Source organism: Pseudomonas sp. Irchel s3f10, from assembly GCF_900187515.1.
In the GTDB taxonomy this organism is placed as follows: Bacteria; Pseudomonadota; Gammaproteobacteria; order Pseudomonadales; family Pseudomonadaceae; genus Aquipseudomonas; species Aquipseudomonas tensinigenes.
Window position 1 is genome coordinate 114,837 of sequence record NZ_FYDZ01000005.1, and the last position, 9,739, is coordinate 124,575.

16 protein-coding genes and 1 pseudogene are annotated in these 9,739 nt (G+C 46.9%); 5 read left to right on the forward strand and 12 right to left on the reverse strand.

Annotated elements, in window-relative coordinates:
• Positions 1–86: 86 nt before the first annotated feature.
• From CKW17_RS13515 to CKW17_RS13525, 3 genes are all read left to right on the forward strand, one after another.
• Positions 87–329, forward strand: a complete 243-nt coding sequence (locus tag CKW17_RS13515; protein WP_095120203.1) for a hypothetical protein — start codon at positions 87–89, stop codon at positions 327–329.
• A 10-nt stretch (positions 330–339) separates the two neighbouring features.
• The gene (locus tag CKW17_RS13520; RefSeq protein WP_007919492.1) at positions 340–537 is read left to right on the forward strand and encodes a hypothetical protein; all 198 of its coding nucleotides are present in this window, start codon (positions 340–342) and stop codon (positions 535–537) included.
• An 85-nt stretch (positions 538–622) separates the two neighbouring features.
• Complete coding sequence (locus CKW17_RS13525) at positions 623–1,207, forward strand: hypothetical protein (protein WP_016983329.1); 585 nt, start codon at positions 623–625, stop codon at positions 1,205–1,207.
• Between the two features lie 341 nt (positions 1,208–1,548).
• Here CKW17_RS13525 and CKW17_RS13530 read toward each other — a convergent pair whose 3' ends face one another.
• The gene (locus CKW17_RS13530) at positions 1,549–2,352 is read right to left on the reverse strand and encodes a glycosyltransferase family 2 protein (RefSeq protein WP_095120204.1); all 804 of its coding nucleotides are present in this window, start codon (positions 2,350–2,352) and stop codon (positions 1,549–1,551) included.
• A gap of 224 nt (positions 2,353–2,576) precedes the next feature.
• Between CKW17_RS13530 and CKW17_RS13535 the strand changes: the two genes are divergently transcribed.
• Both CKW17_RS13535 and CKW17_RS13540 read left to right on the forward strand, forming a co-directional pair.
• Positions 2,577–3,389, forward strand: a complete 813-nt coding sequence (locus tag CKW17_RS13535; protein WP_095120205.1) for a VanW family protein — start codon at positions 2,577–2,579, stop codon at positions 3,387–3,389.
• A gap of 32 nt (positions 3,390–3,421) precedes the next feature.
• On the forward strand, positions 3,422–3,784 hold the full coding sequence (locus CKW17_RS13540; RefSeq protein ID WP_256586232.1) for a hypothetical protein: 363 nt from the start codon (positions 3,422–3,424) through the stop codon (positions 3,782–3,784).
• 18 nt (positions 3,785–3,802) lie between these two features.
• On the opposite strand, the gene CKW17_RS13545 is transcribed toward CKW17_RS13540, so the two are convergent.
• The 11 genes and pseudogenes from CKW17_RS13545 to CKW17_RS13595 form a co-directional block, all read right to left on the reverse strand.
• The gene (locus CKW17_RS13545; protein ID WP_141234567.1) at positions 3,803–4,147 is read right to left on the reverse strand and encodes a hypothetical protein; all 345 of its coding nucleotides are present in this window, start codon (positions 4,145–4,147) and stop codon (positions 3,803–3,805) included.
• A gap of 179 nt (positions 4,148–4,326) precedes the next feature.
• Positions 4,327–4,590, reverse strand: coding sequence for a hypothetical protein (locus tag CKW17_RS13550; RefSeq protein WP_095120207.1), 264 nt, complete (start codon positions 4,588–4,590; stop codon positions 4,327–4,329).
• Positions 4,591–4,841: 251 nt separating this feature from the next.
• A complete protein-coding gene (locus CKW17_RS13555; RefSeq protein WP_095120208.1) occupies positions 4,842–5,150 on the reverse strand; it encodes a hypothetical protein in 309 nt (102 codons plus the stop codon).
• Positions 5,151–5,410: 260 nt separating this feature from the next.
• Positions 5,411–5,848 carry an SMI1/KNR4 family protein gene (locus tag CKW17_RS13560; RefSeq protein ID WP_095120209.1) on the reverse strand — a complete coding sequence of 146 codons (438 nt, stop codon included), beginning with the start codon at positions 5,846–5,848 and terminating at the stop codon, positions 5,411–5,413.
• The gene (locus CKW17_RS13565; RefSeq protein WP_218274242.1) at positions 5,845–6,048 is read right to left on the reverse strand and encodes a hypothetical protein; all 204 of its coding nucleotides are present in this window, start codon (positions 6,046–6,048) and stop codon (positions 5,845–5,847) included. The genes CKW17_RS13560 and CKW17_RS13565 overlap by 4 nt, the downstream gene beginning before the upstream one ends.
• Before the next feature lie 135 nt (positions 6,049–6,183).
• Entirely contained in the window at positions 6,184–6,606 is a 423-nt protein-coding gene (locus tag CKW17_RS13570; RefSeq protein ID WP_218274243.1) for an SMI1/KNR4 family protein, read from the reverse strand.
• A 268-nt stretch (positions 6,607–6,874) separates the two neighbouring features.
• A complete protein-coding gene (locus tag CKW17_RS13575; protein ID WP_095120211.1) occupies positions 6,875–7,303 on the reverse strand; it encodes an SMI1/KNR4 family protein in 429 nt (142 codons plus the stop codon).
• A gap of 248 nt (positions 7,304–7,551) precedes the next feature.
• Positions 7,552–7,875, reverse strand: coding sequence for a hypothetical protein (locus CKW17_RS13580; protein ID WP_238539547.1), 324 nt, complete (start codon positions 7,873–7,875; stop codon positions 7,552–7,554).
• 341 nt (positions 7,876–8,216) lie between these two features.
• Entirely contained in the window at positions 8,217–8,636 is a 420-nt protein-coding gene (locus tag CKW17_RS13585) for a hypothetical protein (protein WP_095120212.1), read from the reverse strand.
• A 118-nt stretch (positions 8,637–8,754) separates the two neighbouring features.
• Positions 8,755–9,123: pseudogene (locus tag CKW17_RS13590) on the reverse strand (RHS repeat protein); the annotation flags it as partial.
• Between the two features lie 289 nt (positions 9,124–9,412).
• The gene (locus CKW17_RS13595; RefSeq protein WP_095120213.1) at positions 9,413–9,718 is read right to left on the reverse strand and encodes a hypothetical protein; all 306 of its coding nucleotides are present in this window, start codon (positions 9,716–9,718) and stop codon (positions 9,413–9,415) included.
• Positions 9,719–9,739: the final 21 nt, after the last annotated feature.

Below are 9,739 nucleotides of genomic sequence, written 5' to 3' on the forward strand. Positions count from 1 at the left end.
GCAGCCTTCGGCAGCTCCTACAATGGATCGGTTTGAACTCGGCTTACTGTGTTGTCCTCTACAGAGAAACCTGCCGAGGATTAGCCATGAGCGACGACCTGCCCCCCCCAGACATGACCACTTGGCAACGTCTGTTCGACGACGAAACCTACTGGCAGCAATCCCCCGACGCCCACTACTTCGACCTGCAACGCATCGCCGACGACATGCTCGGCCAAGGCGCCATCGACCTCGAACAATGGCAGCTCCTGCGTGCCAAGGCCGACGACCTGCACAAGGATTCCCCCGCCATCAACGTTACCCGTGAACTCGACGACCCCAAAGCCTGAGGACCACCCCATGAAACCCATCACCCAAGGCGAACACCCTGACGAACCCCGTCCACCGGGCGAAACCGAACGCGACAACGACGCCCTGCGGCCCACCGACCCGAAACAGCGTGAAAACACTGGAAAAGGCACGCCCAGCGGCGAATCCACCGCGCAGGACACCGCAAAACAACAGACCTCTTCGACACAAACCAAAGCCAAGCCCTGAACAGCGTCTATGCTCAGTGGCACGTTCGTCGCCGAAGCCAATTCGGCGCCGGGCGGTGCCATTCATCACAGGGAAAGTATTGCTTATGAAGCTCGACGCATTGGCCAAGGCCATCACCCTCGCAACCGTACTGTCCGCCACCAGCTTCGGCGCCATGGCTGCCGATATTCCGCTGTCTGCCACTGTTGAAGCAGATCAGGTCATCACCAAAGTGATCTCCGTCGATGCCGCTAACCATCAGGTTGTGCTCGAAGGTGCCGAAGGCAAGCCGGTTCACGTTCAGCTCACTGATAAGGCGAAAAACCTCGCCAATCTCAAGCCCGGCGATCAGGTCAATATTCAGGTACAGCGTTCTGTCGCCGCTTACCTCGACACCGATGTGGATAAAGGTCTGCCTGGCACTACCGAACGTACCGGTGAGTTGCGTAAGGCCCCGGGCAGCGATAACCCCGGTGGCGAGGCGTATCGTCAGGTTCAGGTGCAATTGAAAATCACCAAAATTGATTTGAAGACAAATCAGGTGACCCTGCAAAACCCGGCGGGCGTGTCGAAAGTTCTCGACGTGAAAAAGCCTGAAATCCAAGCCAAACTGAAAGATCTGAAAGAAGGGCAGAGCGTCATCGTCACTTACACCGATATCTTAAAAGTGACCAGCCAACACGAAAGTTGAGCATTAACTCTACAGAATGATTGTTCTTGTACAGCTTTAAGTATGAGAGCAATCATATAAAAGAATCTGTAAGAAGTTTCCCGGTAAATATCGGTGGGCAACACTTTTTAACGTTCTAGTACATAAATTTCATGTTTAAGCATGAGGACATATCTGCCAACTTCAATTAAAATCCCACCCGTTCGCCCAGTGTCAGGGCTCTTTACCGGTGCATGGATTGCCAGGCCATTACACTGGGCGAACACCTCTTTGGAGTAGTTGTATACAATTTCTGCAAACAAAAAGGGCGACTTTAAAAGTCGCCCTTTTTGTTTGCGGTGAATTAAACCGAGATTTGCACGTCAGGCTTGCTGCCCTTGAAAGCGCTTCAGCGTCGCCTGATACATTTTTGTCCTGCGGTGATTTTTCCCGTAGGTGCCCGCCGCCGCGACGGTTCCTGACTGGATGTGGTCCAGATAGCTGAAAATCTTGCGCGGCGACAGGAACTTGATGCCATAGCCCAGGCTGCTCATTCGATCTTGCAACGTGTAGCCGGGCACCAGGTCATCCATGCAGAAGTGCAGGCCTTGGGACTTCATCAAGCGCGCATTCCACAATGTGCAGAAACTTTTCAGATGCGTTTCTTTGTACGGCCTTGGCATTTTCGAACGCATACCCAGACGCACTTTCGCTTTACGAACATAGTGCTTGCAGAAGCGCGAAGTTAGACGCCAAGTGTCACGAACAATCCCGCGATTGAGTTGTTCGACACAACCGACTGCAGCCATGTCCGGCGTTTTCGTGCACTCGCGCATCATCATGGCAAACACTTCCTTGTCATAGACAAAGGTGTCGGTGTGCAACAGAAACAGATAATCGGTATCGACTTTTTCCAGTGCCAGATCCAGTGCTTTACCGTGCGCAATATGGCCAACTTCCTTGCCCGGCGAAGGCCGTTCGATCAAGTTGATCCAGTCGAGCGAGCGCAAGTAATCCAGGCTGGCATCCGCTGAATCGTTATCGACCACCCACACCGGAATGCGCTGCTCCTGGACGTGCTCGCGCAGAAGTTCGAGGCACATTTTAGTGATGTCCGGGGTTTTGTAATTTACCAGGACAAGGCTGAAATTCGACGCTGGCTGGGCTGGTAAATCAAACGCTTTCATGTCGGAAGGACTCATCTGCGATTCAAGGGCAACAAGGTTTCTTGGCCGCGATCGTAGCGATGCAACCTTAGTCGAACCTTAATTTGCGAATGTGACGGTAGAGGTATGCCGAAGAGAGGCGGCTGGTCTTGTGAAATGCATGGGGTGCTGCCGGTCATTACCGGATAAAATGCGCGCCCCTCTCGCGGTTCAAGGAAGAAACGGCGCACGCCGTTGTGTCACGGATGAAACCACTTTCCCTCTACCACCCGGCCTTGTACTGGCTGCGCGTGTGGCAAAAAAGGCTGTTCCGTCAAATTGCCTGGTGCTGCTCCAGCAAACGCTACGCACGTCCCGTCACCACGGCCGAGCGCCTGCCATTTCGCTACCTCAAACACACCTCGAAACTCATCCGCAAACTCGGCGACTCCGACCTCGCCCTGCAACACAACAAAGTCATCAACCTGAAACTCGCCGTCGCCGCCCTCGACAGCGTCATCATCGCCCCCGGCGAACACTTCTCCTTCTGCCGCCTCGTCGGCCGCCCGACTTTGAAACGCGGCTACGTTGAAGGCATGGAACTGTCTTTCGGCGAGGCACGACGCGGGGTAGGCGGTGGCATCTGCCAACTGAGCAACCTGATTCACTGGATGGCGATTCATTCACCGCTGGTGGTGGTCGAGCGTTCCAACCACAGCTTCGACCCGTTTCCGGACGAAGGGCGGGTGCTGCCGTTTGGGTCCGGGGCGGCGATTTTCTACAACTACGTTGATCTGGTGCTGCATAACCCGACGGATCGGAGCTTTCAGCTGAAGTTGAACGTCGGCGAGACACAACTCGAGGGGGAGTTGTTGTGTGATCGGGTGAGGGAATATCGCTATCACGTGTTTCAAGAGGCGCATCGGTTTGTGCGGGAGGGGGCAAGGGTGTATCGGGAGAATGAGATTTGGCGGGAAGTGCGAAACAAAGGGCAGGTGGGGGAATTGGTGAAGCGTGAGAGACTTTATCGCAATCGCGTGGTGGTCAAATATGAGGTCGCGCAAGCGTTGATCGAGTGACACGCGTGACTTTTCGAGAGGTTGAAATCGACATGACTTCCCTGGCCGGTGCAATAATGAACAGTCCGACCAAAAGGTACACGGCCTGTCGTTTCATGGCGCTGCTGGCACTTGCGGTTTTAGCGGGCCCAGCCAAAAGCGAAAATGCCGTGCCCTCCGATGTTGCGGACTACGTCATGGCAAGGGATAACTGCGATTCCTTGCGGGGAGAGGTTTCCGAGCCTGATCTGGTGGAACCAGAAGACATCAGCCGGATGGTCGGTGAGATCAATCGCTATTGCAAAGGAACGGATCGACAGCTGAGGCAACTGAAAGAAAAATATGCGGAGAACGCTGCCATTCTTAAAGCACTTTCCGGGTATGAGGAAAATATCGAAGCCGACATGAGTTTTTAGATTCTGTCCCGGAGGTTGTCAGGTCTCCAGCATGAATGACTCGATTTTCTCAATAAACCTGGCTTTGTGTCGGGTTCTGAATTCACCCAGGAATACCTCAGAGTTTTTGACCGGTTTGCCATGTTTGTCATGTTCTATCGTCAAAAAATCCACCACGAATTCTCCCTCAGGATCGCCTTCCGGTTCGACCCTCGAGTCGAAGCAATGACCTGTACTGCGCCGAACGCCACCCAACAGAACCGAGCTGGAGAACCACTCAGTTGTTTCGGCTGTCAGTTCAACTTCAAACATGTTGTTGATGGTTATTGTCCATCCGCTGGGTACTCTGATCGGCTGGAGATTGTATTTTAATGGGGCAGTCATGGCGTGTGATTTCTTCATTGATTTATCAACGTTGTCTTATCCATAGCAATATAGAAGCTCATCAATCAGATCCAATTCCGCCCGAGTGAAATGAGTGTTGTTTTGTTTCCTGATCTCCTCCAGTACGGCCCTGATGGGGATCTGCCTGTGTTCCACTAATGACCGAATTTTATCGTTTTTTACGTCGCGATCCCGCGGTCTGGTCCCGGCTTGAAAAAGAGAAGCTCATCCTCCAACCTAGCTCTACAGCGCTCCACAAACAGTAAAGCCGCAGAGGAGTCTTTAAGAAACAGCAAGTAAGACCCTTTGCTTAATTCATAATATTCTTCGTAGTCAACCATGCGATTGTTGACCGAAATCGAGATGTAGTATTTTCCTGTTGTTTCTTCAATTCCTATAGCGAATCGCTCGTCCGTATTTACGAGGGTGTCATTGAAATTCATAGTTCTACCTCATGGGGTCCAATGGTGATATTTAAAGCTTAAGAGGGGACAGATTTATTTTCAGTTTGTAGAAAATAAAACTGTCCCTTTTCTGATTTTGAAAAAGAAAACGTGGTCTGTCCGCCGTTTACACATTGGTAGGCGTTGGCAGATTTCACGTAGACACGATTGTTTTCCTGTGCTTGGATTGAACTATAACTTTCGATGCCAGTTGAGCCCTGCCTGCTGGTGTAATACCGAACTCGAGATAGTCAAAATATTATTGTATCTACGTTGCCAATGTGTGCTGTTAATTTTTCACGGAAATTCGTTTCGCTGGTGAAGTTAGTTTCAATCATGTTAAGGAACCAAGTCGCGTCTAAAGCTGTAAATATTTCAAGCCATTCTGGTCTTTTAGCTTTCGATTCAGGCATGTCGTTCGCGGCAAAGCCGTGGCCTTTGCCTTCGGATAAGTAAAAATAGTTATCTGCGAAGGAGTAGCCTATAAGCTTTGGCCAGTTTGAGCTATGCGGGAGGTTTGGCTCCATATCCTTACTAGCAATCACATAAAAAGTTCTCATTTTTTTTCCGGTAGTACGTCGAGTTTGTGGGAGTTTACTTTTTGCCCATCTAGGTGGAGTTGTTGTGCTCCGCCATCGCCATATTTTCCATATGCCTCAGCTAAAGGCTCTAATTGGGATTTGTCAAGAAGAAAAGGAGGCAGAGTTATTTTCAGCGCGTAGAAAATAATTCTGTCCCCTTTTTTCTTGAATTTTTTTAATCATGATTTTAAAGTAGGGCATTGATGCTGCTTGTGCTGCTTGTAATTTTAGTTGCTTTTTTAGTTGGATAGTGCGGTTTCAGCAAGGAAGCTGAGCATGTTTTCGTACTTTGTTTTTTGCCATTTTTCAGTTTCGTGATCGAAAAAATATACCTCTGGAAGGCATTGGCTGTCTTTAATTTCAAATCCATAAAAATCACCAGTTCCATTTTCGGAAAATAGTATATGGGTTCCTCTGGTTGTTGATTCGGATTTATTTACCTCTAAAATATTGAAGTTGCTGTTTTCATCCAGAGAGTAGACGATTCCGAGTGCAAAATATCCGCCGCCAAATCGCTTCGCAAACTGTACGTATTCAATAGGCAGCGTTGCGTTCAGTGTATTTTGAGCGAAAATCACACTGTCTTCGCTTGCTAGGCTGTCTGGCTCCAAGCCAAACCATACTGGGTTGGCCATTTTTTTTTCGTTTACAAGTTCTTCAAATTCGGAAAAATTCATTTTTTGCGACCTTGATTGTCATGAATCCATTCTGGCAGCTTTTCATCTGCGCCTTGTTCTCTCGCACGATACCACCAGGGAAGATTTCGATCCTGCTGCCTCATTTCTAGAGTTATACCCTGATTGAACTTATTAGGGTGAAGTGCCTTGTTACCGCGATGCTCCGCTGGCAATATTTCATGGATTGCTGATGCAGGCATTTGATCCGCGTGATGAACAGAAAAGGGGACCAGAAAAGGGGACAGATTTATTTTAATTTCTTAGAAAATAAATCTGTCCCCTTTTGTTCGGCTCCCTTTTGTCCGACTGCTTACCAGATAACTCACGGTTTAAAGTTAGATTCTAAATTTGATGTATTCCTCAAAGAATGAATAGAAGTTTTCCGCTATTTTCTTAGACGGTTTGCGCTTAAACAGATCGTAGCTAATGACCTGTCCATTTCCCGTGGGACCGCAATCAATTGCCCAGCAAACTTCGTCGTCTTTTAAATAAATGACGGCAAAATGACTAGGTAATTCAAACTCTGAACGGCAGTGCATGGTGCTGTAATTTACAGTTCCGCCGTTATCTAGAGTTGCATCATCATTCTCAATTCCGCATATTTCTGAGTCTGCTGCACCACCACCACCGCATACACTCAAGAAGTCAACGAAATCTTCAGGCAGCTTTACGCCTAGAATATTCTCGAGTTTTTTTATTTGCTCGGCAGTGGCGGGGCCGAGCCAAAATGTTTCTTCGTCGGAGTTATCGAGTTTCATTATCAAGTCTTGATATTTATGCATGGTTCTGCTCGCTCAAAGTCTTTGGCTCGTTCTTTTCAATATGCTTTCCTAAATTTTAGAAAAGGGGGAGGGTTTATTTCTAGTTTGTAGAATATAAATCTGTCTACTTTTGTCTATGTCACCTTTTGTCTAACCATCACGCTTTGTAATCATGATCAGTAGAGGACTGATGAAATCCTCCATTGAGGATCAACTACCTCCGATAGGTGGCACGATCCTAGGCTGACTATTTTTGCGCGTTGTTTTACTCAGTCCACAAATTAACAAAATCATCAAAATTGTTAGCAATGAAGTAGGTTTTACTTGAGTGTTGATTAAATATTTCAACAGAAATCGAGGGTATGTTGAAATTTAGGCAGATCAGATAACCACCCGCATCTCTTGCTATAGGGATAATTTGTTTGAGAAACCCTGGAGGTTTTCCCGCACCTGAGTACCATGAGATGGTATACGGCGCCACATCCGGCGAGAAAGAAAAGAATTCGCTTATGCAAGTCACTTTGTTTCCATATGGAAATGAAAGTATCTCTGGAGAGGCTTCATCGGAATATGTGGTCAAGTCCAGATATGACTTTGGAAAACTTACGCTAAGTAGTTTTTCCACTTGAGAAATCGTATTGGTATCCACTGAGGATCTCTGTTCAATCCCAAAAGAACTCCAGTCAAATTTCATATCAGGATTCCACAGCGAAAGGGGATAGATTTATTCTTGGCATGTAGAAAATAAATCTGTCACCTTTTTGTCTTATGTTCTTTACAAGACTGCTGCACGAAATACTTATCTTAGGCATGTCAAAATTCCTCTGGACATGCCGGTAAAAAGGGGGCAGATTATTTTTAATGGCTTTGGTTGATACATTTAAAAATAAATCTATCTTTTCATCTGCCCACTATTATCGATATTTGTGCTGGGCCTATTGTTTAGGCTATTTTAATGAAGCTATCGTTATTAAAATAAAATATGAACGCTTTGTAGGCAGTATCCATATCATATGAGGCGGTCTGTTCTTTTAGGTTTTTTATTATGGATGATAGGTCGTCGCAGAGTAAAACATAACGATAGCCTATTTTTGATAGCTCTGTCGGATTATCATCAGCGTCGTAGTCTTCAAAGGTGTCTGGGTTTTCGATTATTGCTTCGCAATTCAAACCCCACTCTTCTTTGTTTTTTGGTAAATACAATGCGTCTTCCCAATTTAGGTTTTCTGCATCAGAGAGAACATTAATAAATTTTGTTTTTTTCATTTGATCCACCATTTATTTTCGGCCGCCTCCCCAGAGCTCCATCCCACCTTTCTGGCCTGGATGTAGAACATCAGCAACTACCCCTCCGGATCTGTGTTATTCAGGGACAGACCACTATAAATAGCGAGGAAGAGGTGAGTTTCTAGAGGGCAGATTATAGGTACAAAAATGAAACCGTGGTCTGTCCCCATTCACGCATTGAAATGCGGTTTGAGGAACAAAGGTGACAGAATTATTTTCAGTTTGTAGAAAATAAATCTGTCACCTTTTTAGTTCGTTCCCTATTTGGTCTATCAGGAAAACAGGCACGTGGCCTGTCCCGGCTTGATTGGGAATGATGATTAAGAAGATGATTCGCTAAAATCAATTTCTCCTTCGCTACTAATGCAGCCGATGAAGCTTAGGCTTTCCGAGAAGAAGTAAGTATGTTGAGGGATGTCCGCGAAAATCGCTAGAGTGCATTCTAAATTTGCTGTGCTTATTTTGTATGCGTTATCTGTAAGAGAGTCGCCAATGAATACAATCTCGGGGGCGTTGAGGGCCGTTATTTTTTTTGAAATGTCAATAAAAGCTTGGTCGGCCTCTTTTTTTACGTAGTTCATACTGTTGGGGAGGGAGTTCCAAGCTATTTTAGACCCGCTAAATGGAAATTTTTTATTGATGCTAGATACAAAGCTATCATGTACTTCGGGTTTCAATTTTTCGAAAGTAATGTTGGAGTTTGATAGGTCTTTTTCAAGCTCGTCGTCGAAATAACTCATTTTTTAAATGCCTTGAGTAGTTTTAATACTGTTTTTTCACTTGCGTTGAAGAGGTAATGCGGGGCAGGTTTTTTTCCTGACCAGACGTTTATGTGAGCGCCACTTCTTTCATCGTATTCTGGTATTGGGTAATGGCGCCGGATTCTTCCTGGCGGGTGATCTGCCGACCCAGCGCGTCGTAACGATACTTGCGCTGGCCGCCATCGGGCAGGCGCTCTTCCAGCAACTGGCCGAGGTTGTTCCAGCCGAGTTGATGACGGCTGCCGTCCGGGTGGAGAATCTCCAGCAGGCGCCCCTGAGGATCGTAGCTGTAGAGCGTGGCATTGCCGTCCGGGTCGATTTGCTGGGTGATATCGCCCTGACGGTTGCGTTGGTACTTCCAACTGGCTTTGCCGCGATGAACATCACTGACGAAGCCGTTGATGTATTCGTACGTTGTGGCTTCGTCTTCCGGCGGGATAACGGCAGTCATCAAGCCGTCGTCGTTGGAGAAAAGGGGACAGATTTATTTTCAGTTTGTAGAAAATAAATCTGTCCCCTTTTGTCCCCCTTTTGTCCGTCCCCTTTTGTCCAATATTAAGGAATCAAGTCGCGTCTAGAGCTTTAAGTGTTTCGGGCCGTTCTGGTCTTTTGTCTTTCGATTCGGGCATGTTGTACGCGGCAAAGCCGTGGCCTTTATGCGTTTTTTATTGTTGCAATAATAAGTAGTAAATAGACCTAAGGTTTCCGGGGGGGTACATTTTTTACGAAGGGTCTGTTTTTTGATTGCGTAAAGATTACGCTATTTTTATTTTATTCAGGGCGTGATATAACGCTTTTTCAAGTTCGGCCCAAGTTTTCGCACTTTCGCTGTATATTGGCGACTCCCAGTTTTGATCTGAGATCAGCGAGATTCTAAAGGCGCCATTTTCGCTGAATTCTGGGTACCATCCAATATCGATTATTTGTTCGAGTGGCAGTGATGCTTGTAAAAGGTCTTCTTTGAGTTCGTCGGTTATAAGTGTGATGTCGGATCCAACTAGTGTGGAGAGATCATCGAAGGTTATTGTTCCGCCGAGCGTTGTTATCTTATTAATGTTCATCGCTTATTTTTCTTCTTGGTT

Coding starts and splice junctions, on each gene's coding strand:
- CKW17_RS13555 (WP_095120208.1), bottom strand. CDS start 5,150: ATGAGAACTTTTTATGTGATTGCTAGTAAGGATATGGAGCCAAACCTC.
- CKW17_RS13540 (WP_256586232.1), top strand. CDS start 3,422: ATGACTTCCCTGGCCGGTGCAATAATGAACAGTCCGACCAAAAGGTAC.
- CKW17_RS13525 (WP_016983329.1), top strand. CDS start 623: ATGAAGCTCGACGCATTGGCCAAGGCCATCACCCTCGCAACCGTACTG.
- CKW17_RS13585 (WP_095120212.1), bottom strand. CDS start 8,636: ATGAGTTATTTCGACGACGAGCTTGAAAAAGACCTATCAAACTCCAAC.
- CKW17_RS13595 (WP_095120213.1), bottom strand. CDS start 9,718: ATGAACATTAATAAGATAACAACGCTCGGCGGAACAATAACCTTCGAT.
- CKW17_RS13575 (WP_095120211.1), bottom strand. CDS start 7,303: ATGAAATTTGACTGGAGTTCTTTTGGGATTGAACAGAGATCCTCAGTG.
- CKW17_RS13580 (WP_238539547.1), bottom strand. CDS start 7,875: ATGAAAAAAACAAAATTTATTAATGTTCTCTCTGATGCAGAAAACCTA.
- CKW17_RS13550 (WP_095120207.1), bottom strand. CDS start 4,590: ATGAATTTCAATGACACCCTCGTAAATACGGACGAGCGATTCGCTATA.
- CKW17_RS13520 (WP_007919492.1), top strand. CDS start 340: ATGAAACCCATCACCCAAGGCGAACACCCTGACGAACCCCGTCCACCG.
- CKW17_RS13565 (WP_218274242.1), bottom strand. CDS start 6,048: ATGCCTGCATCAGCAATCCATGAAATATTGCCAGCGGAGCATCGCGGT.
- CKW17_RS13535 (WP_095120205.1), top strand. CDS start 2,577: ATGAAACCACTTTCCCTCTACCACCCGGCCTTGTACTGGCTGCGCGTG.
- CKW17_RS13515 (WP_095120203.1), top strand. CDS start 87: ATGAGCGACGACCTGCCCCCCCCAGACATGACCACTTGGCAACGTCTG.
- CKW17_RS13530 (WP_095120204.1), bottom strand. CDS start 2,352: ATGAAAGCGTTTGATTTACCAGCCCAGCCAGCGTCGAATTTCAGCCTT.
- CKW17_RS13560 (WP_095120209.1), bottom strand. CDS start 5,848: ATGAATTTTTCCGAATTTGAAGAACTTGTAAACGAAAAAAAAATGGCC.
- CKW17_RS13570 (WP_218274243.1), bottom strand. CDS start 6,606: ATGAAACTCGATAACTCCGACGAAGAAACATTTTGGCTCGGCCCCGCC.
- CKW17_RS13545 (WP_141234567.1), bottom strand. CDS start 4,147: ATGACTGCCCCATTAAAATACAATCTCCAGCCGATCAGAGTACCCAGC.